Genomic DNA, 22,170 nt, shown 5'->3' with positions numbered 1-22,170 from the left:
TTTATCTTAGCAGTCAATGTTAATCGAATAAAGCACTAACTACTTAACAGTCATTACTATTGCTAACCCCCTAAATCTATATTACTTCTATTTATTAATTTAAATAAGGCATACAGCTTTAGGAGGGGTTAAAAGCTTTAGGGGCTTATTAAAAAAGTACTTAGGATTATTTATTAGCAATAGCTGCCGCTGCCATCTCTTTGGCTGGCAAGTAACCGCCAATTTGAACCCCAGATTCAGTGAAGACGGCGGGTGTGCCGCTGACACCTAAGCTTAAGCCTAAATCAATATGAGATTGAACGGGGCTATCACATTTTGGTGTAGAGAGGGGTTGGCCTTTTTTGGCTTTATCCATGGCTGCTTTAGGATCATCGCTACACCAGATGGCTTCCATTTTTGGCAAACTGCCTTGGCTACGTGGCCACGCCAAATAGCGAACCTCAATACCTTCGGCATTAAGTTGCTTCATCTCAGAGTGCATCTTGGTACAGTAAGGACAATCTGCGTCAGTGAAGCTATAGATAACTGCTTTGGTTTCCCCCTTAGCAGGATAAATAATCATTTCATTCTTAGGCACAGATGCCAGTTTTTCTTTGGCTACTTTGGCTATTAGTTCAGCACTAATCTCAACTGGCTGCTGCTGACCCACTTCCAAGATTTGACCTAGGATAATATGGCGGCCTTCTTTATCGCTATAAAAAGCTGGGGCACCTTCAGCATCGACCCAGTAGATATTTTCCATACTGGTGGGCACAGCAGATAAGATTTTTTGTTCGATGCCAGAAGCTTTTAGATTGTCTTCAATGGCTTTAACCACGGTAGCATCTGACTCTGAAGCGCTTGTAGCTTTTGTGGTAGTAGGTTGGTTTTGCTTAGCTTCAGTGTTGTTACTATTACACCCAGTTATGGCCACAGCCAGAGCCAATAAGGCTGCCTTTGGTAGAGCAGGGGAGGTTGTTGAGAAGGATTTGGAAAACAGGTTGATCATAAATATTATCTCTTAAACGACGTTTTTGAAGGATTGTTATTATTAATAAAGGCTAGAACAATAATAGAGGTTAGAAAAAGATAGATATTATTTGTAATAACTAAATTTGCAATTTGCAATAACTAAGTTTGCAATCCCTAAGGCTACTGCCCTTGGTTAATACTGAATAGTTATTGCTATAGTTTTTGCTATAAAAAGCGCTACAAAAAGTGCTTTCAGTTTAGCATATTATATGTTTTATATGACCCAGTTAAACAAAAGCCCCACTGCGGTTAACAGTGAGGCAATGATTGGCTAAGCATTCAGCGGCTAGGCTTGACTGATAAACCTAATCGTCAATAGATAGCTGCATCAAGCAACTACTTTGTCGCACGAGGCGGTAGGCCTGTATGCTGGGTTTGGAAGTTGCCTTTTTTAACTCGTTTAGCATTTGAGTGCTTATGGCCTGCAGCAGCAGATGAGTTTCTACGCTTAGCAGAATCAGATCCCACACGGCTGTTCTTTTTGCGTGCAGACTTATAGCTGTCCTGACTGTCTCTGCCCTCTAGACGTGAGTTGAATGGAGGCACCAAACAATGGCGAGCGGTACCAATTAAGTCTTCACGGCCTAAGCGCTTTAGGGCGGCTCGAAGCATGGCCCAGTTTTTGGGATCATGATAGCGCAGGAAAGCTTTGTGCAATTTGCGCTGTTTGCCTGACTTCACAATCTCCACATCACCACCTTCACGGGTTACCTTACGCAGTGGATCTTTGTGGGTGTGATACATAGTGGTCGCTGTGGCCATTGGGCTTGGATAGAACGCTTGTACTTGATCGGTTCTAAAGTCATGGCGTTTTAGCCACAGAGCCAGATTCATCATATCTTCATCAGTGGTGCCGGGGTGAGCGGCAATAAAGTAGGGGATTAAATACTGCTCCTTGCCTGCCTCAGCGCTGTATTGCTCAAACATCTGTTTGAATTTATCGTATGAACCCATACCTGGCTTCATCATCTTCGACAGCACGTTTTCTTCAGAATGTTCAGGGGCAATTTTTAGATAACCACCGACGTGATGGGTTACCAATTCTTTGACATACTCAGGGTCTTTTACCGCCAAGTCGTAACGCAGACCGGAAGCAATTAAAATCTTCTTGATGCCTTTAATATCACGGGCTTTACGATACAGCTTGGTCAAATTGCTGTGGTCGGTTAATAAGTTCTCACAGATATCTGGATAGACGCAAGAGGGCTTACGGCAGTTTTTCTCAATAGTCTCATCTTTGCAGCTGAGACGGTACATATTGGCGGTGGGTCCGCCTAGGTCGGAAATAACGCCCGTAAAGTTTGGCGCTGTATCACGAATGGCTTCTACTTCACGCAAAATAGAATCTTCCGAACGGTTCTGAATAATACGGCCTTCGTGCTCAGTGATAGAGCAGAAGGTACAACCTCCGAAGCAGCCACGCATAATATTGACCGAGAATTTAATCATGTCAAAGGCAGGAATGCGTGCTTTACCATAGCTTGGGTGCGGCACACGAGCGTAAGGCAAATCAAAGACATAATCCATTTCTTCAGTGGATAACGGAATCGGTGGTGGGTTTAACCACACATCAATATCAGTTCTAGAGTTGCCACCACCAGTGCCATGACGCTGTACTAGCGCACGAGCGTTACCTGGGTTGGTTTCTAAATGCAGAATACGGTTGGCGTGAGCATATAGCACAGGGTCGGATTTCACTTGTTCATAATCTGGCAAGCGAATAACCGTCTTGTCGCGTGGTGGCAATTTAAGTTTGTGTTTACGCGCTGTTTTTGGTTTGTTGCTTTCATCCTGGGGATCGACTAAACCCACCATCTTTACCGGTTGCACGTCATCATTAACTTGATCGGCGTTTAGGATTTTATTCTCAACCGGCTCAGCTTTAAAGCCTTTGTACTGACGCTCCATCGCTGATAGGCTCTCAGTCACTTTGCTTTCAGAGTTGCCTTTTTCTTTTTCGATAGAGCAGCTGTCTAAGTCTTCAGTCATCACATAGGGATTAATGATAGGGTCAACACGGCCCACGGTATCCACATCATTACTAGCCACCTCAATCATGTCGGCCTTCCAGTGGCGACGTGAGGGCGTTAGTAAATAAGCGGTGCCACGTAAGCTGCTCATTTGCTCAAAGGTGTAGCCCTTTGACAAGCCATGCACCACATCGACAATGGCACGTTCCGCATTACCATACAGTAGCACGTCGGCACGACTGTCTAGCAAGATACTACGGCGCACCTTATCTGACCAATAGTCATAATGAGCGATACGGCGTAAGCTGCCTTCAATACCACCCAAAATAATCGGCACATCTGGATAAGCTTCACGGCAGCGCTGACTGTAGACAATGGCGGCACGATCAGGTCGTTTATCCGGCGCATTGTCTGGTGAATAAGCGTCATCGCTGCGGATACGGCGGTCAGCAGTATAGCGGTTAATCATACTGTCCATGTTACCAGCAGTCACGCCATAAGCATAAACTGGTTTGCCAAGCTCCATAAACGCATCTTTGCTGGTCCAATCGGGCTGAGCGATGATACCAACACGGAAGCCTTGCGCTTCTAACAGACGTCCAATAATGGCCATACCAAAGCTAGGATGATCGACATAAGCGTCGCCTGAGATGATAATCACATCACAAGCATCCCAGCCCAACTCGTCCATCTCGCGTCGGCTCATGGGTAAGAAGGGGGCAGGCTCAAAGCAGCTGGCCCAGTGCTTATCGTAGTCATATAAAGGAGTCACGCCTTGTTTGAAGGCAGTGCGGGCGATAGTTTCAGCAGACATGGGGGTTAACCTAGATAATAATTTAAATAAATAATAGAGGGTAATAGAGGGGGTACAGAGGATGGGTTAAATAAAATTTCGCTCATTTTAACATGAATTAGGTTCATCATGGCAATTTAACCAGTTTTGATAAATAAATTATATGACATCGAATTTGGTTACACCGTAAACAATGGATTAGGATGCGATAACAACAAATATAATCATAGTTATTGTTACGACTCATTGAACCTTACAATATAAGGTATTAGCTTTGAGTTAAAAGCTTAGAGAATAAAATTAGACAGTACTGACCCAATAGACAATATCCAGGGTAAGTCGAAAATATACCTTCATAACCGAAAAATCTTAAAACCAAAAGCTCTTAAACTATTAACAAGGGATAAAGTCATGTTTTCCAAAGGCCTAACTTTTCTCCACCTCAGCTTAATGCTTTTGATAGCGCCCCCGGTCTATGCTAACTGGCAATCACCTAGTATGAGCCTCAACTTCTTTTGGCTGGTTATCATCCCATTTTTTGTGCTCCATCTTATCTCGAGTACAGTTTTAAATTTAAAAGGGGAGTACAAATCTAGAAAAGTGGCGTTAACCCATTTTCAAATCGCGTTACTGTTTCCTTTATTGGGCATAGTCCTTTTGATGTATGAGTTCTTCGATAACTTTCCGAAAACTTACTATTATGTCAATGACTATGGCTTAGGATTAGGTATGTATTGCTTGTTAATAATGATAGCTGCCTTGCCTTATGTGATGTGCCTTATTAAATCGGAATAAAACCAAGCTAAAATAACATTGAATCAAAGCAAAGGGTCAATGTGGCTAAAATAGAGGTCGTACAAGGGGTGAGCTATATAAAATATCGCTCCATTCACCGCGAGTTAGATTTAAGTTGGCGTTATCTATAAATATTAATAGATAGAGAGATAATCGTGCTTTCACTTTAACCTGCCTAGCTAATGGAGTACGAATAGCTATAGGTTGGTATGGCGACACCCAGTTCAAGATGCATCTTAAGCGTAGCAGGCACAATGTTAATCGGGTATAGTTGGTTTTCAGAGTGTTTTAATAAAGAGGCAGTGATGTTTAAGAAAGGTTTATTAGTTGTTTTGTTAGGTGGAACTGGGTTGTTCTATGTCACTGCGGCGAATGCAGAATTGGTTATAAACAGCAAAGATAATCAATATAAATCCGTAACAGAGGTTCGTAATAGCCAAATACCAAGTGATAGATCAATAAAACAGCTCATGGAAATATATGATTATGACCAGTTAATAGAGGAGGTTATTGGTGACTCTGAAGGCAAAAGACAAGCTGTTATAAGTGCTATGTATTCTTCTATGGGTGTTGATATTAATGATACAGCTGACTTGACCGAAGAACAAAAAACTAAGCTAGCTAAGTTTAACGATATGCTAGATGATTATGCAGAGTATATTTTTGAAAATCGCAAAGAAGAAATGCAAGAAATCTATAAACAAGGCATTCGTCAAACCTTGCAGAGTATTTACACTCAGGAAGAAATCGATGCTCAAATTGATTTTTATAGTACGCCCATAGGTCGTGATATTGTGGAAAAGCAGACCGTCTTTACTAAAACATATTATGAGTCTATTTTGCCTAAAATAATGGCAATTCAAAATGAGAATATGCAACAAGCGATGATAAAGCTTGCTGAGGATATAACCGCTATTAAGTAACAGTTGCACCTATTCAGTATTTTTGTCGTGCATTTAAGACGGTAACTAAAGTAGCAGTTTATGCTAGCACAATTAAATATTCTGCAAGACTCTCTGGGTAGTTTATTATTTAAAACATTCTCCCATAAAAAAAGAGCTTTAATCAGAAGATTAAAGCTCTTTTGCCATTAAGCACTTGTATTGAATATAAAATATTAGCTTTTCCCAGTAATGCGCTTATATTTAGCCATCAAGTCACCCTCAGATTCCGCATGATTGGGGTCTTTAGGAATACAGTCAATAGGGCAGATCTCGACACATTGCGGTTCATCAAAATGACCGACACACTCAGTACATAGGTCAGGATTAATCTCATAGATCTCCTCACCTTCATAAATGGCATCGTTGGGGCAAACCGGCTCACACACATCACAGTTAATGCATTCATCAGTAATCATTAAAGCCATAGCTAGCTCCTAAATAAGATAACGAAAAACCAAACGCTGCGAATTTACTGCCAATTGTTAGCCCGCTTTTTGTCAAACGCTTGTTGGACGCAGATAGGAACGAATTTCTTCACACCCCCATCAAGCTTGGCAATCTCACGAATCATAGTAGAAGAGATGAATGAATATTGAGGGGCAGGGGTCAAAAATACCGCTTCAAAGTTATCATCAAGTTCACGGTTCATATTGGCTAACTGAAACTCATACTCAAAGTCTGAAGTGGCACGTAAACCACGCAAAACCGCAGTGGCTTGTTGCTCTCTCATAAACTCTACTAATAACCCTTCAAAGCCTACCACAGTGACTTGCGGAAAGTCAGCAAATACAGTTTCAACCAGTTCCACTCTCTCTTCAAAGCTAAACATGGGTTTTTTGTGATGGCCTAAAGCAACGGCTATCACCACTTCATCAAACAGCTTAACGGCGCGCATCACTAAATCACGGTGACCATTGGTAATGGGGTCAAAGGTGCCTGGATAGACAATTTTGGTGTGTAGATTTGAGGTTTTATTCATGAGGATAAGCTTAGAGAGTAGTGAGGGTTAAATGGAAGTTAAATAGGTGCCTATCGTATCAAATTTTTGAGTGTGAGGTAAGGCTATTCAAGCAGGGTTTTTGTGAGTAAGTTACGGAGCATTGATAAGAAAAACTGATAATAGCTTACATTATAGAACCAAAAAGCTGCTGTCGCTATTTACAAAGCTATGAATTAGTTTAAGCGTTTAATTTGCTATACTGAAGATTCGACCTAACTTAAATAAGATTAGGGACATGTACGACAAGATATAAGCTGACCGTAGCTTTGGTTTCGACTGAATAGTTCGAGATCTGAGTTTAAGGGAGGCGTGTCTTGGTTTTTAAAGAGAATTTAACATGGCAAAGAAGACAAAAAAACCTTCAAATCAGATTGCAGCCAATAAAAAAGCGCGGCATGAGTATTTTATTGAAGAGACGTATGAGGCCGGTCTAGAACTACAAGGCTGGGAGGTAAAGGCTATTCGTGCTGGCAAGATGACCATTACCGAAGCGTATGTGGTATTTCGCAATAATGAAGCCTTCTTGTTTGGGGCTCATATTCAGCCCCTAATTTCAAGCTCAACCCATGTGGTGCCAGACAGTATTCGTACCCGTAAGCTACTGCTACATCGTAAAGAAATCGACACTTTATTTGGAGCAGTAAACCAAAAAGGCTATGCTTGCGTGCCATTAGAGGTTTATTGGAAAAACTCCTTGGTGAAGTGCAAAATTGGCCTAGCCAAAGGTAAAAAGCTACACGATAAGCGTAAGACACTCAAAGACAGAGATTGGGAACGCGATCAACAGCGCGGCTTTAAACAGCATTTGGATTAAAGCGTGTTGTTTTATTGGTTTATAGCATCTAAAAGGCCACTCTATTTTTATAGAGTGGCCTTTTTTATAGACCGGCATCAAGGATTAATCAATGCCAAAGCTGGCAGTAGATTAGCGCATGGTAACAAACTCTTCAGCACCAGTAGGGTGAATGGCAACGGTATTATCGAAGTCGGCCTTGGTTGCACCCATCTTAATAGCTACCGCAAAGCCTTGAATCATTTCATCTACACCAAAGCCAATACCGTGTAGGCCAATGATTTTCTCTTCTTCACCTAGGCAGACCAGTTTCATGCTGCATTTTTGACGGTGCTGGGTAACGGCACTGTACATCGGGGTAAAGTTTGAGGTGTAGCATTTGATAGCATCTTCACCATACTGTTCGATCGCCTGCATTTCAGACATACCAATGGTGCCGATCGGTGGGTGAGTGAAGATTACTGTGGGTACCAAGTTATAATCTAAATGCTCATCAGGCTTATTGTTGAATAGGCGTTCTGACAATCGACGACCGGCAGCAATGGCTACAGGGGTTAGGTCGATACTGTTTTCTATGATATCGCCAACAGAATAAATGCCTTCAACATTGGTATTCTGGTATTTATCGACTTTAATTTTACCGATAGAGTTGGTCTCTACACCGGTCACTTCTAAATTAATATTATCGGTATTAGGTCTGCGACCGACAGCCCAAATTAAGCAGTCTACAGTGTTGCTGCGGCCATCTTCTAAATTAATAGTTAGGCTGCCATCTTCATTTTTGATAACTTCTTTTAAAGTGCTGTGGGTATGTAGCTCAATACCCTCATTGTTCATCTCTTCAAGTAAGACGTTAACGATGCTGTGGTCAAAAGAGCGTAGAGGAGAGTGTTGACGCACATATAAATCAACCTCTGAGCCTAAGCTGCGTAAAACTCCCGCGATTTCGACAGCGACATAACCAGCGCCAACGATAGCGACTCGCTCAGGCAGCTGCTCTAGTGCAAAGAAGCCGTCAGAATCGATACCATACTCAGCCCCTTTAATGTCTGGGAAAACAGGGCGGCCACCGGTCGCAATTAAGATATGATCAGCAGTAATGTGCTCGCCGTTTACTTCAACGGTTTTTGCATCCACAAATTTGGCATATCCTTGAATCACTTCGACGTTGTTTTTGGCCAAGTTATTGTCATATGAGCGGTGGATATTGCCAATATATTTTTGACGGGTTTCGACAAGCTTCTTAAAGTCAAAGCCTTTAACTTCAATATCGAAGCCATAGTCTGGTGCATATTTATGCATAGCTTCAGCGACTTGAGCCCCATACCACATAACTTTTTTGGGTACACAGCCTAAATTTACGCAAGTACCGCCTAAGTGGTTGGCTTCAATAATGGCGCATTTTTTGCCATACATAGCAGCTCGGTTGATAGAAGCAATGCCGCCACTACCGCCACCAATGGCGATATAATCATAATGTCTACTCATAGCAAGTCCTTTATTATTTGTGATTATTAATGGGATATTATTTATTAGAAGATAGGGGTAATTGTAATAGTAATTGGCTCTAGTGTTTAGTCCAATGGATTATCTTTAACCAAATCAATACCATTCGCGCCTACCCTGTCAGCGCTATATTAACTTAATCAGGGCAATTCTTATTTAAACAATAGGATGGTTTAGACAATAGGTCAATCTAAACAAATAGGTCACTCTAAACAATAGGGCGACGTCGATAAAATAGTAGCCCAGGAATAGAGATGCCTAGTACCAAGCCCGAGGTGATAAATAAAGCTTCAAAGAGATAGGTAAGCATCTGGCTAAATAAAGCATCAGAAAACCCAAAGTAGCCAATTTGAACCATACTCACCATGGCCTTATAAGCGGCAATACCTGGCATCATGCAAATGACACTAGGGGAGATAAGGGCTTTGGGCGGTAAAGTATATTTTTTGGAGAAATAAACTCCCAAAAAGCTGGCGAGCATCGCCCCGCAGAAGCTGGCAATGGCAATATGAATCTCATGGTTTACCAGAGCAGTCTTTAACCCGAACCCGCAGGCCGTCATTAGCAAACAAGGCAGTATATAGCGCTTGGGCACGGTGAACATCAAAGTCCAGCCGAGGGTGATGATGCAAGACAGCGCAATGCTTTCGATAAATCCCATCTTAAAACCCCCAGTGCTTAATACTAAGTAGCAGTAGCGCCATTACAATGCCCACACCAGCAGACAGCGTCAGCATATAGGTAAAAACCGCACGGCCAATACCAATATTGATATAACCTTTTAAGATATCTGATAAAGAGTTGATAAGAGGGAAGCTGGGCACCAATAATAAAACACTTGAGGCCACCGCAATATCCGCATTATTGCCGATATCGAAGTAGTAGGTAGTTGCCCCAATTACTGAGGCAATAAAAGCGGTAATAATTACCGTAATAAAGGGATTGAAATATTGCTTGGATAAAAAAATACGGGTGAGCATGGCTACCATACCTGCCACAAAAGTGACCGCAGTAATCGACCAACTGCCGCCATTTAAGAAGGCAAAAGCGGCGCAAGAGCCTCCCACAAATAGCGCAACTAGCCAGCTAGGATAAACGGTTTTATCTAGCTCATTAAAGGCTTGAGTGGTGATATCAACCAGTTCATCGTTACAGATTGAGGTCTCAGTTTTGTTCACAATCTGCTGAATTTGTACCAATAAATTCACATTAATACTTTGGTTCGCCGTATCACGAGTGGTAGTAATACAGCGCTCATTATAGATAGTAGTGAGGGTTAGAGCATTAAAGCCTAGGGCGCATTCGACGCTGTCCATACCTAAGGCTAAGCCTAAGCGCTTAGATAAATCCACCACAACGGCAGACTCAGCCCCATATTGCATCAATAATAATCCGCAGCGCACACACAATCTGGTAATGAGTTGCTGCTTGGCGTAAGTGATAGCGGTCATGGGTTAAATAACAATCCTGAGTATGAGGTCATTGATATACACGGATAAAATACTTAGATTGGATAAGTAGACAGTTTATAATTATAAAGGGTCTTTAGGGTGCATGACCATAGTATGGCTTATTATATTTTTTTGACAATAACTGTATAACTTTACTTTTTGCTTTTTATTTCTCATCACTAACGCTGAAGGCTGTTACTAAAATTGCATTTAGTAGCATCAGGCCAGTATTTATTACACAGTACCGCCATTAGGGTAATAATAAATAGATTAAAGATAAGAGCATCTATTATGAAAGATAAAAGCAGTTATTATTCGTTTAGATCGTAGCAAGCAGGGAGTAATCATATAGTAGCTCGACTAAGGTGCGAGTTTTACTAGATTTATACTTTCTATAATGATGTTTAGTATCAATATGAATAAGAATGGTCGTGTTAGAACCTGATGTTTATATACAAATCGAAAGCCTATTAAAATCTGAAGTTATATCATTAAAATTCAGTTTTTGCTCTAAACAATTTATTTTATCGCTTAATTTATGTTGTTGTATATTGTTTAACTTTTGAACCTCTTCTATATTAAGGTCTCCTAACTTATTCAAGCTCAGAGCTAATTGATATTTACTTAAAATTTGATATCTAAAGTCTTTGATAGTTGTAGCCACAAGAAAACCTTCTTCAAAATCATTTAGAGTTTCACAGTTACATATTATTTTGACATTTTTTAGATAGTGTTGCATCAAGGCATCTCCTTCTTTTACTAATATCTTTGGAGATGGATAAGCCAATGCCCCCATACTATATTTATCCCATGCTTTAAACAATTTGCCATCAGCCAAATATTTATCACCTTCTTTTTCAAATTCTAATAACACACTGTAGGCTTCACTTTTTTTATCTACTGAATTTAGTTTTTGCTGTGTTTCTATTGCTGATTGCAAAATGTACTCAAATTTATCGTAGTTTTTGGGAGGTTGATATTTCTTGATGGCTGATTTTGTAGAATTAGAATTGAGTATTTTTTTTAATACTTTAATTTCAGACTTTTCATTACTATGCCTGACATAATTATCATGATCTGAGGTGCAAGAAATCGTAATAATCATGGTAAATGCAATAATTAATAGCTTTAGCATTAATAAAGATTCCTTATTCTTAATTTTCCGACATATTGCCTATTATCAGATTGACGATTGTTAATTAAATATTTATATAATTGATTCCATCCCTTTAAATCATATATTGTCATACAACCATGCGACACTGCACCTACATGAATGTAGCGATCATTTATATTATTTCTATCTGATATTGCAATTGAGAACCACACCTGATCATATTTTAAATTGCGGTTTTCCATACGATAAAAGCGAGTCATATTTGCATCATGTGGAAAGTCTGGTAGTAATATATTATGACTACCATTTGGAAGTATAGTATAGTTGTTAGGCAAAGTTGAAACAGTAATATCTATAGCTATTGTGTTGAATGTTAGCTTACCCTTAACTTGCAAAAGGCTTTCACTTCTAGCTTCTGACCATACCTTTTCAGGTTCAGAATTATATCGTATTTCCAATTCAGCACCATTTGGTGATAATTTAGGTCCAGACTTAGAAAAATGGTTTTTTGCATTTTCATTTGAAAGAGAAGCGACTACATTTTTACTAATATGATCTAAAATTTTAAAATATGTACGTCCGTCCTTAATATCTCTAATTTGAACTTTAGTATTCTCACATATTACAAGTTTTTGTCCTTTATTTTTAATATTGATAGCTCTTTGAACACCGTTAGGATTTTCAATTTTAACCCATAACCAACCACTATCTGGAGGGTTTGTAATATATCTGATAGGGCTTACCTTTTCTCTAGAGTTCTCTTCGTCGTTAGTAGTGCCCAAAAAATTCAAAATAGAATGCATAATTTACTCTTATCTTCTTATTAAATAAAAACAATCCTAATTTTTCTTTTCGATTCCGTACTTGCTCGCTCAGTCAACCCATTTTCGTTAGTAAATCCTGCTGCTAAAACTTCTTCTGTTTCATCATCAATTATTTGATACTTAATATTTGACATAGGTTCATTATTTTCATCTAACACTTCAAATTGCTCGTCGAATTTGTCTTTTATAGAATCACTCGCCAACGACTTAGGAAAAACCAAAGGCGCAGCTTGAGCAATACTGCCAACCTCAAAATCAGACTGAGCAAAAGCCTGCTGAATCGCAATCAGCTTAGAACCACAAGTGGTTACATCTCCAGCACGAGCAATAGGGGAGCCATCAACAATGAATGAGGGGTCGCCAGTAGCAATGGTGACTATCTTTTTGCACTTCTTACAAGAGACTTTATCGCCTTTACGAGATACAGGTATGCCATTGTGAGTCGTATGCGGTGAGCCACTGATTACTGTACCGCCGTGCGTTGTTTTTGCACCAACTGTAATATAAGCTGCCATAAGTTCCCTTAACGAATTTATTAATATCAGCTTAACATAGTGTGTTACCAGTTAATATAAAGCTATAAAGTTCATAATAATTTATTTAAAGGAGATTTAAAATACATTAAGGGTTTCAGCTCAGCTATAAGTTATGACTTAATAAAGATTTAGATAAAAATAACCCTAAATTTTATGACGTGATTTTTGGCCAAAAAAAAAGACCATTCTATTAAGAATAGTCTTTTCAAAATAATCATATTAGCCGATCAAATTAATCACTTAGTATTTTTGCTTTTGATTCCCCACCAAGATAAAGCAGTGACCAAAATAGCGCCCAAAATCATTAACCCTAGTGTGACTAGCCACTGCGCGCCAGTGGGGTAGTTCCAAGGAGCTACGTTATGAATAGCTTCACTATTTAAGGTGCCCAAAGCATCAACTTTCCACGGCCATACCTTCACCAAGGAGCCAGCAATAAAGCCGGTTAATAAGGCCAATGTGCCTTGATAGTAATGGGATAGTAGCCATTTAAGCGCGCGTGTAAATAGTAATAACCCTGTGACCATTCCCGCCATTAACGTGAAGATAATAGATAAGTTAAAATTATGCACAGCTTCTAAAACTCGGTCATATACTCCGAGCAACAGTAAAATAAATGACCCTGAGATACCTGGTAATATCATGGCACAGATGGCGATAGCCCCAGCAAAAAAGATATACGGCAAGCTGGGTTCAGTGGTGATCAAAGGCATGCTACTAATACCTACGGCTGCCACAATACCAAAAATAAATAATCCAGCCCGTGCCACATTCCAGCGCTTTATTTCGCCTAATAATATGCCTACTGTGGCGACGACCAAACCAAAGAAGAAAGACCAAATTAATAACGGTTGGTTGTCCAGTAAGTGTTTAATAAACCCCGCTAAAGTAGCAAAGCTGGTGGCAATACCTAAGACTAGAACCAATAAAAACGTGGCATCTACATGGCGCCAGATAGCCATTAAACCTCTCATACCGCCTTGACGGCGATACACCTGCCACAAGTCCGGACCAATACTACCGATGGCATTAATCAGGCGCTCATAAATACCTGCAATAAGCGCAATTGTACCGCCAGAAACACCTGGAACGATGTCAGCGGCGCCCATGGCCATGCCTTTGACATAAGTGGCTACTAAGTCTTTTGGGCTGTCTTTAGCGGTTAAATTTGTATTGGGTGGTACAGAAGGTGACGACTCTGGTAATGAAGATCGCTGTGAATTGGGTGCCGTCATCGACATTCCTTTCAATTTAGTTATTTGAAAATTTTGTTTAAGTGGGCTATTTTAGCAGGCTAGTATTGCTATTTATATAGATTACTTAAGCAAGTTAAATTAAACCTTTTAATAGACAACGCCTTCCAGTTTTTAATTATCAGAAGTCTATGGTTTGAGCAAAGGCGATAAAGAGACATAGGTATAATAAGGTTAAAATTAGTAATAAACTCATTTTAAGTTAATAGTTTGAATGGCATTTATTAGTGTAGCAAACTCTACTTGACAAAAAGGCCATTCTTTAAAGAATAGCCCTTGAGTTAACCATCTTAGTTAAGGTGCAATATTTTTATAAACTGAATCTGTTATTAGAATTGGAAGGTCATGCCAAGCTGTGCTGTTCTACCAGGAGCAGGCATAAAGCTTTGGGTTAGTGCGTCGATATAATACTCATTAGTTAAGTTTTGAATAGCAAAGTTAAGTTCGCTATTTTTTGAAACTTGGTAGTTCATATACAAATCATAAGTGGTTACAGGGCGATAATATATCTGATTTGTGGTGGCGCTTTTTTGCCAAGGTTTATCCATATCATCAATTGACTCAGAGGTATAGTTAGCCCTTGCTCCAATGGTTAATGTATCCTCTATCCAACGCGTACCTAAACCAAGATTGACAGCATATTCAGGTGGGTTTTGCGTATTAATATAGGAACCACCATAGCTTGCAGGTGTACAATTAGGAGTATTGGCTAAATTTTCGTGGCCACTATTTCTAAGTCTTTCAGCATAAGATTTATCACAAGTCTCGGTTTTTAAATAGTGTGTTGCAGATAAGTCTATAAAGCCCCATCCAGCATCGTAATTAGTTTGTAGCTCTAAACCTTCTAACTTATAGTAATCGGTGTTACTAAAAGTCATAACTCCATTCATATCTGGGGGTAGATATCGGGTAACGTAGTCATCAATTTTGTTATTAAAGTAAGTAAGTTTAAAGGATGCTTTGTCTGAATCTGCAAAGAGTCCTGTATGTCGTGAGCTAACCCCGACTTCCCAGTTTTTTGATGTCTCAGGATCAATACTGGTCTCGTTCATAATAGGGACAACTTGAGTAGTCCCCATAGAGGTTTCAAAAAGGGAGGGCATGCGACTACCCTCTGTATAAGAGGCATAAATAAACGAGTTAGGTAGGAAGTTATATTTTACCCCTGCTGAAAATGACAAAGCGTCATCATCTTCCTCAATGGCTTCGCCAAAAGTATAGCCAGTGATTATGTCAGAAGTTCTTTCATCATAAACATTGTCATAATGTGGGCCAAAATCATCTATTTTTATGCCATCAAAAGGATTTTGATGATCTTTATAAATTATACCGTTGTGTAAACGAGGGTCCGTTGCGTCGGTATAATTTCCTTGCTGATCAGGTAACCACCTCATATAGCCCCATCGATCATCATCTTGAACTAAGATAACTTTGTGAGTTACATCTTTATCATATACTGGTGAAGCTCGGCGATTGTGGTCTTTCATTTTATAGTGGCTATACTGAGAGCCTGCCCATAAGCTTAATTTATCATTTACTTCGTATTCTGCTTTTAGATTTAAGTCGTATTCGAAGCGTTTAGCATCTCGATAATTACGGTTTGCCCATAAATCTACATCTTTAATCTCTACATCACTTTGAGGTTGAATATCCTCTTCCATCAACGAGCCGCCTAAGGTTAGATGAATATCACCTTTATCAGTATAGAACGTAGAGCGGTTACTTATATTTGCTCCGGTCCGTTGATTATCCATTTTTACCCAGCTACGATAGCCTTCGATATACTGTTCACTTGCAGGTCCTTCAACCGCATTAATTTGATTGGTCTTAGCATCGGTTTGCCACACACCTACATTTAAGTCTATCAGTGGGTTTTCAGGTTGGTATTTATAATCAATGTAATAACGGTCTATTTCGGTAGTAGCGTATGGGTACTGCAATATACCAGCATCGCCGCTTCGATAAATATCGGATGGCATGATTTCACCATTTTCGCTATTATAATTATTATAGCCAAGTTTAATGCTATGTCCTTCTGCAGGACGCCAGGTTGTTTTAAGTAATATGGATTCTGTATCAGCTGCAGAATTTAGTACTTCTTCACCAGGCTTGTATGCTTTGGCAACAGTTTTATCTTCAACAGTGAACTCATAGGGTTTACCAGGGTAATAAGTGGTAAAGCTCCGATAATCCTCATGACCCTTTTTACCCGTAAAATAGTTACCTTGTTTTCGTTTGGCATATGCTGCTACAACATCTAGCTTATCGCTAGTATAGCCTACTGCAATACTACCTGATTTGGCATCGGATTCTAAGATATTACCTCTATTACTATGTTCAGGTTGAGTTTCTAATTCCTCTTCATCTACTATTTGACTACCGTCACGTACTGGTTTAATTGGGGTTGTGCCGTTATTCCATAGCTGTCCTGTCAAACGTATACCGACATTTTTGCCCGGTAGTACAACATCTTCCACATCTATAGTTTTTATAGCTACTGTACCGCCTATGCCGTTTGCACCTTCTTCGATTGAGCTACCTGCTCCTTTGTGAATAATTACTTTTGATATTAAGTCAGGGTTAATATAGCTACGCTGTTGGGTACCAGCATACCCCCGATAGACATCCAGCGCTTGCTGAGTCCCATCGACTGTCACCGCTACACGGCTTTGACCTTGAACACCCCTAATATTGAAATCAAGTCCGCCCCCGTTTCTAATATCTGCTACTTGCACACCTGGTTGACCTTTAAATATATCACCAACTGAAATAGGAGAGTAACGCTTGATGTCATCACTAGAAATATAAGCTATTGACTCTGGCTTATTAAATAATTGCTCTTCTTTATCAGATAATGATTCGATGTTGACACTTTCAAATACTGCTGAAGGTGCTTCTGACTCTTTTGTTTCTTTGACTTCGTTTGCATAAGTCGGAGTTACCATGCATAAACTAACTCCACCTAGCAATAAAATGTTAAAGCAATCACTTCTGGATTGGGCTCGATTATGATTTTTAATAGTTGTTAGACAGGTATTTAATTTAATGTGATATTGTAAAGAATTTAATAAGAAGTAAGGGGAATGTTTCATGAATATTAATCCAAAGCAATTTTTTGTTGTAAATGATTATCATTTGCATTATAGGCTACATTGATAATTATTTAAAGTTTTTTTGAACATTACTAATTTAAGGTAAATCAATAAGTTGATATTTTAATAATGGTGTTTATTACGTTTCTGAGAGAGGTTTATTTGATATTTATTTAAAAAAACCACTATAGATAAACTCTATTACTTTGGAGCTAGACTTAGAGTCTTAATGCGACTTTATAGTTTTCACAAATGATAGAAGGGGCTAACAAAGAATCCATTGCACGGGGGGATGAGGGGATAGGTTATAAAACACAGAGCTGAGCGCTATAATAAATTAGGTATTATTTAAGGTGTATAGCTATTAGTGGCACTCTAATTTTTGACGACTGATGCTGTAGTTATTAATGAGGCAGGGCATCGAGGACTTATTACAAAGTATGCTTCAGACTTTAAGTCGATTTTATGCCAACTGGATTTTGTGGTTACACAAAAATGAGCCACCACTTTTATGGTATTGGTATTATCCTCTAGATCAAGCAAGCCAACAGGAATCTAGTAGTATTTCTCGTTGGGTGAAGGGGTAAATAAATTAGCCACAGTACCGTTAATTTTAGTAGAAATCTAGGGCTAATATATCCAAAAATTTACTCAAATAGGAGATAACTATGCACATAGGAATATTAACTCTGACATTCTCATTGCCCGGTTGTAGCTCGCTAAAAGAAAAGCGAATACGAATGGGCGGATTGCATGAGCGCTTTGGGCGTAACCCTGCAGTGGCAGTCAGTGAAAGTGGCGAGCGTAATCGTCATGACGCCAGTGAGTGGACATTTGTAGTGGTGGGATTGTCTAAACGTGAGATTGAGTCCGAGTTTAGTCAGATTGAGGATAAGATTCAGCGGGTGGTTGAAGCTCGGATTATGGATGTAAGACGTGAGTTTATTTAGGATTTTTAGCGATTAAGTATTTTAAGTCAGGTAATTGAAAGGGAAGCCAGATTTTTAGTACTTAGAAGAGTTTTGTAAGATTCATTATAGTAGAATTAAATATTTAGTAGGGTAATATTCTCTGCTTACACTTAATAGTAACTACTTGGATTTGATAAAACAGATTAAAAGGTTGGGTTTATGGATTGGTTTGTTGATGCAATTAAGAATAAGTATGCACAGTTTGATGGCCGGGCAAGACGTAAAGAGTATTGGATGTTTCAGTTATTTTATTGGCTGTTTTATTTAGTATTTTTTATGATTTTAGGATTATTAACTGGACTCGGTGATTCAGAAAGTATAACTACTTTAGGAGCAATGATAATATTTATATTTATGTTGGGTCTTATAATACCTATGTGGGCGGTTACTATTCGACGCCTGCATGATACGGGTAAAAGTGGGTGGTGGGCATTGATAACTTTTATTCCTTATATTGGACCTATTGTGTTACTTATATTTTGTTGTTTAGATAGTGAGCCTGGTATGAATAAATATGGTCCAAATCCAAAAGGGATAGAGTCTTAATTATAAATATTAGCAATTATAAAGGCTAATCGTGAAATTAGCCTTTACTTTTTCATTGACTAGCACTGACCGTAGCTCGTTAAAATAAAAAGCGAAAAAGCAGCTGTTGCAAAGCATTTAATTATGAAAGAAAAAGTTAACAAATTGGACTTAACTATACCTCTCTAATTTTGGTTTTTATCACTATATCACTGAGAACTCTCCGTCAAAAACTCAACCAAAGCCGGTACATTCTCACGTGCACTACGTCCAGCCCCAATAATGGTAGCTGAAGCAGGGCTAACCCAGTCGCCATAGCCAAACAACCATAGACGAGGCTGTTTAACAGATTGCCCGTGTTCGGTTAATACTTTGCCATCGTCTTCAATCACGTCCAATGGCGCTAAGTGCTCAAGCTCAGGGTTAAAGCCAGTACACCATATAATCGCATCTATTGATTCTTCTTCGCCATTAGACCAAACTACTCCTTGCTCAGTTAGGCGCTCAAACATAGGCTTTGTGGTGAGCAATCCTTTATCTCGTGCTTCTTTTACCGGGGGCATCATTACGATATCGCCTTTGGGCGCGTCCGAATCTTGTGTATTAATTTCATCTTCGGCATCACCACTGGCGTTATTCCTTACACGCTGTGTGGCTCTTTCAAAAAGAACGCGACCGTCGACATCATCGGGTAAGAACTGCGGGGGTTCACGGGTTACCCAACTGGCATCAGTGACTTGAACTAATTCTGCAAAGATTTGTGCGCCTGAGTTACCAGCACCAACCACCAAGACTCGTTTGTCCTGATAAGCTTCTGGACCAGCGTAATGGGCGGAGTGGATTTGCTCCCCTTGGAAGTCTTGGCGTCCTTCAATCTGTGGAATGTAGGGATTACTCCAAATACCGGTTGCACTAACCACGGCTCTCGTAAGCCAAGTAAACTTGCCGTCACTGACACGTAAATAATCGTTTTCGTTATCACGCTCTACGCTTTGTACCTTAAAAGGGCGGTAGATAGGTAATTTGTAATGCTTTTCGTAGTTATCAAAATAGCTTAAGACATCTTCTAGATACGGACTGCTATTATCTTTGGCGGAGGTCATCATCCTACCCGGAAGTGAGCTTACCGAGGCTGGCGAGAACAGTCGTAATGACGGCCAAAAGTTTTGCCAGGCTCCGCCACTTCGGGATTGATTATCTAAGATAATAAAGTCGAGCTTGGCACGTCTTAGGTAGTAGCCAACTGCTAATCCTGCTTGACCGCCACCGATTACAATTACGTCGAATATTTTGGTGGTTGGTTTTTTATTTGGCATTTTCTTTTTTGTTTTTAGGGTGTGGAGTATGGGTTAGGTGTGTATACTTTTTCGAAAATATAAAAGATAGTATATAGAAATATGATTTGAGTTAAAGCATAGGTTTATGTTTTAAATAAGATTTCATCAGTAATAAAATATAAATTTATTTGTTTATTATTTAAGTAATATATTTATATTAGCTAAGGATAGAATTATGTCAGAGTCGAAATTTTTATTTGTTGAGTGTCGTTAATTTCTATCCAAACTATTTGCTGGCAGGAGAGAAAGCGGGTGCTAATCTAAACTAAGTTGAAAAGCTTCGTATGAGTGTGGCATTACAAGATGAGTCTTTAAAATGATTGAGGAGTAAACTATGAGTGATGATATGTTCGAGGGGTTAGATGATGAGACAATAGCGAAGATTAAAAAATTGCAGGATATTACTCGTGAAACAGACGGTAATGAAGCCTTTGCAAATGCTCAGTTTACTATAGCTTTATTATTTATGTATAAAGGTGCCTTGCTTCAAGCTATTTCTACTTGGGAAAAGATAAAAAAGTCTGATAGTTTGGAGCTGTTTGCAAGAGCGCAATTTGATATTGGTTGTTGCTATGAGGAGCTAGGTTCCAAAAATGAGGCTATTAGAGCATGGGAGAATGTGGATAGAGAAAATGATGCGAACTCTTATGCACGAGCTCAATTAAACTTAGGTGTTATCTATGCTAAGGACAAAAAACTAGAAAAAGCTCTATCTCATTGGAGGAAAATTAGACGTTCAGACTCCCTAGAAGGTTATGCAAATGCTAACCTAAATATTGGGTGGGCTCTTGAGTTGCTAGGTCAGCATGATGAAGCTATAAAGACCTGGTATAAAATACTGCGTGAAGATAGCTTAACGTCATATGCGGAAGCCCAACTCAATATAGGCTTAAATCTGATAAGAAGGAATCAACCTGAAGAAGCTATTGCTATCTGGAAAAATATAGGAAGGGATGATAGTAAGTCCATATATGCAAGAGCTAAATATTATATTGGTCATGCTTTAAATGATGTAAGTGAGTCAATCAAGGAATGGGAAAAAGTCACGCGAGAAGATGATCCCGCAGAGTATTCAAAAATACAGTTCAGTATTGGTAATCTATTGATCAATCAAGATAATAAATTAAGAGTTGAGAACAACAAGTCAATATTAAGAAAGGCTAAAAAAAGTTATTTAGAAGCTAAACAACTATTTCCTTATGAGGCATATTGCTGTGTAGAAATATGTGAGCTTTTATTAAAAGATAAAACACATGATTTTGGTAGAGTTTTAGAGTCTTTTTTTGACAAGATAACTTTTATTCTTCATAAGCTCACAATAAATTTTGATAATACTTTTGAAAGAAAGTTAGCGCACTATACAAGTATTGATGTTGCTAATATTCTTTTATCCGTAGATAATCAAGAACGACCAAGTTCTTTTCGTCTAAATACTATTAATAATGTTAATGACCCAAGTGAGGGGCAAATGTTAGATAGTTTTCTCGACATTAATAGTAATAAAGTGGTTTATAATCCAGAGTTTGATGAGCGTTTTCAAGCGTTTGTAGGTTGTTTTACTTTTAACCATAACAGCCTTAATCAGTTTCGCCTATATGGTAAAAAAAATAATTTAGAAGCTTCAGGTGTCAGCTTAGTATTCCAATCAACATTTTTTAAACCTAAAAGCTTAAATGAAGGGTTGTCTTTTTTATCTAGCTTTGCACAAATAAGTAAAAGTGAAGAACGTATATTCGAACATATGGATATTGAAAATATTAATTCCTCAAAAAAAATAATAGACAAAGGGGTTTTAAATCAAAATGTTATGAGGTGTATTTATATTGAGCCAGAGTCGAGATATGTTCAGTTAGCTCAGAGAAATAAGGAAACTTTTTACAGGGAATTTGGAAAAGAAACAATAGCTGAAAAAAACTGGGAGGAGTATCATAAAGAGCCCATCCCGAAATCTGTGTAACTGCAATTTAGATTAAATGCTTACTAACACGCTCATCGAACATAATCATAAAGCGATTAAGAGCAGACGTCCAGTTACGGATAGGCATCGACCACTTTTTAGACGCCTGCTGAGTTGCTAGATAAACAACCTTAAACGCCGCTTGATCAGATGGGAATATCTTACGCTTATTCACAGCAGTACGAATCACGCTATTTAATGACTCGATAGCATTGGTCGTATAAATGGCTTTTCTGATGTCTTTCGGGTAATCAAAGAACACCGTTAAGCCCTCCCAATTATTGCGCCAAGAGGT

Annotated in this window: 19 protein-coding genes; 5 read left to right on the top strand and 14 right to left on the bottom strand. The window is 39.0% G+C overall.

The features are described 5' to 3' along the window. Positions 1 to 166: 166 nt before the first annotated feature. Entirely contained in the window at positions 167 to 988 is an 822-nt protein-coding gene (locus tag G561_RS0106830; RefSeq protein ID WP_028858873.1) for a DsbC family protein, read from the bottom strand. Positions 989 to 1,347: 359 nt separating this feature from the next. After that, the gene (locus G561_RS0106825) at positions 1,348 to 3,795 is read right to left on the bottom strand and encodes a YgiQ family radical SAM protein (RefSeq protein ID WP_028858872.1); all 2,448 of its coding nucleotides are present in this window, start codon (positions 3,793 to 3,795) and stop codon (positions 1,348 to 1,350) included. Positions 3,796 to 4,778: 983 nt separating this feature from the next. Here G561_RS0106825 and G561_RS14965 point away from each other — a divergent pair. Continuing rightward, positions 4,779 to 5,492, top strand: coding sequence for a DUF2059 domain-containing protein (locus G561_RS14965; RefSeq protein ID WP_081794405.1), 714 nt, complete (start codon positions 4,779 to 4,781; stop codon positions 5,490 to 5,492). 194 nt (positions 5,493 to 5,686) lie between these two features. On the opposite strand, the gene G561_RS0106810 is transcribed toward G561_RS14965, so the two are convergent. Together G561_RS0106810 and coaD are read right to left on the bottom strand one after the other, a co-directional pair. Then, positions 5,687 to 5,938 carry a YfhL family 4Fe-4S dicluster ferredoxin gene (locus G561_RS0106810; protein ID WP_028858869.1) on the bottom strand — a complete coding sequence of 84 codons (252 nt, stop codon included), beginning with the start codon at positions 5,936 to 5,938 and terminating at the stop codon, positions 5,687 to 5,689. A gap of 44 nt (positions 5,939 to 5,982) precedes the next feature. Further along, on the bottom strand, positions 5,983 to 6,492 hold the full coding sequence (gene coaD / locus G561_RS0106805; protein WP_028858868.1) for a pantetheine-phosphate adenylyltransferase: 510 nt from the start codon (positions 6,490 to 6,492) through the stop codon (positions 5,983 to 5,985). Between the two features lie 358 nt (positions 6,493 to 6,850). On the opposite strand from coaD, the gene smpB reads away from it, so the two are divergent. Next, positions 6,851 to 7,327 (top strand): SsrA-binding protein SmpB, encoded by a 477-nt coding sequence (gene smpB / locus G561_RS0106800; RefSeq protein WP_028858867.1) that lies wholly within the window; start codon positions 6,851 to 6,853, stop codon positions 7,325 to 7,327. 111 nt (positions 7,328 to 7,438) lie between these two features. Here the strand turns inward: smpB and gorA are convergent, their stop codons facing one another. From gorA to G561_RS14170, 8 genes are all read right to left on the bottom strand, one after another. Beyond that, complete coding sequence (gene gorA / locus G561_RS0106795; protein ID WP_028858866.1) at positions 7,439 to 8,794, bottom strand: glutathione-disulfide reductase; 1,356 nt, start codon at positions 8,792 to 8,794, stop codon at positions 7,439 to 7,441. Positions 8,795 to 9,020: 226 nt separating this feature from the next. Continuing rightward, positions 9,021 to 9,473 carry a threonine/serine exporter family protein gene (locus tag G561_RS0106790; protein ID WP_028858865.1) on the bottom strand — a complete coding sequence of 151 codons (453 nt, stop codon included), beginning with the start codon at positions 9,471 to 9,473 and terminating at the stop codon, positions 9,021 to 9,023. A gap of 1 nt (position 9,474) precedes the next feature. Further along, positions 9,475 to 10,263, bottom strand: coding sequence for a threonine/serine exporter family protein (locus G561_RS0106785; protein WP_028858864.1), 789 nt, complete (start codon positions 10,261 to 10,263; stop codon positions 9,475 to 9,477). 448 nt (positions 10,264 to 10,711) lie between these two features. Beyond that, positions 10,712 to 11,398 (bottom strand): hypothetical protein, encoded by a 687-nt coding sequence (locus G561_RS0106780; protein ID WP_028858863.1) that lies wholly within the window; start codon positions 11,396 to 11,398, stop codon positions 10,712 to 10,714. Next, the gene (locus G561_RS0106775) at positions 11,398 to 12,183 is read right to left on the bottom strand and encodes a hypothetical protein (RefSeq protein WP_028858862.1); all 786 of its coding nucleotides are present in this window, start codon (positions 12,181 to 12,183) and stop codon (positions 11,398 to 11,400) included. Before G561_RS0106775 ends, G561_RS0106780 begins: the two co-directional genes overlap by 1 nt. A gap of 20 nt (positions 12,184 to 12,203) precedes the next feature. Continuing rightward, entirely contained in the window at positions 12,204 to 12,719 is a 516-nt protein-coding gene (locus G561_RS14960) for a PAAR domain-containing protein (protein ID WP_051584423.1), read from the bottom strand. A gap of 257 nt (positions 12,720 to 12,976) precedes the next feature. Beyond that, on the bottom strand, positions 12,977 to 13,975 hold the full coding sequence (locus tag G561_RS0106765; protein WP_028858861.1) for a DUF368 domain-containing protein: 999 nt from the start codon (positions 13,973 to 13,975) through the stop codon (positions 12,977 to 12,979). Positions 13,976 to 14,322: 347 nt separating this feature from the next. Then, on the bottom strand, positions 14,323 to 16,938 hold the full coding sequence (locus G561_RS14170) for a TonB-dependent receptor domain-containing protein (protein ID WP_051584422.1): 2,616 nt from the start codon (positions 16,936 to 16,938) through the stop codon (positions 14,323 to 14,325). Between the two features lie 815 nt (positions 16,939 to 17,753). Between G561_RS14170 and G561_RS0106755 the strand changes: the two genes are divergently transcribed. Further along, on the top strand, positions 17,754 to 18,035 hold the full coding sequence (locus G561_RS0106755) for a DUF503 domain-containing protein (RefSeq protein WP_028858860.1): 282 nt from the start codon (positions 17,754 to 17,756) through the stop codon (positions 18,033 to 18,035). 180 nt (positions 18,036 to 18,215) lie between these two features. After that, positions 18,216 to 18,602 (top strand): DUF805 domain-containing protein, encoded by a 387-nt coding sequence (locus G561_RS0106750; RefSeq protein ID WP_028858859.1) that lies wholly within the window; start codon positions 18,216 to 18,218, stop codon positions 18,600 to 18,602. A gap of 188 nt (positions 18,603 to 18,790) precedes the next feature. On the opposite strand, the gene G561_RS0106745 is transcribed toward G561_RS0106750, so the two are convergent. Continuing rightward, entirely contained in the window at positions 18,791 to 19,897 is a 1,107-nt protein-coding gene (locus tag G561_RS0106745) for an ArsO family NAD(P)H-dependent flavin-containing monooxygenase (RefSeq protein ID WP_028858858.1), read from the bottom strand. 355 nt (positions 19,898 to 20,252) lie between these two features. Between G561_RS0106745 and G561_RS0106740 the strand changes: the two genes are divergently transcribed. Next, positions 20,253 to 21,875, top strand: coding sequence for a tetratricopeptide repeat protein (locus tag G561_RS0106740; protein ID WP_028858857.1), 1,623 nt, complete (start codon positions 20,253 to 20,255; stop codon positions 21,873 to 21,875). A gap of 7 nt (positions 21,876 to 21,882) precedes the next feature. Here G561_RS0106740 and G561_RS14165 read toward each other — a convergent pair. Further along, the coding region (locus G561_RS14165) for a transposase (RefSeq protein ID WP_037031887.1) at positions 21,883 to 22,170 on the bottom strand (288 nt) is incomplete at its 5' end.

This window comes from Psychrobacter phenylpyruvicus DSM 7000 = NBRC 102152 (assembly GCF_000685805.1).
Classification (GTDB): domain Bacteria; phylum Pseudomonadota; class Gammaproteobacteria; order Pseudomonadales; family Moraxellaceae; genus Psychrobacter; species Psychrobacter phenylpyruvicus.
Note: the sequence above shows the minus strand (reverse complement) of the source record. Positions and strands in the feature narration are given on the sequence as shown.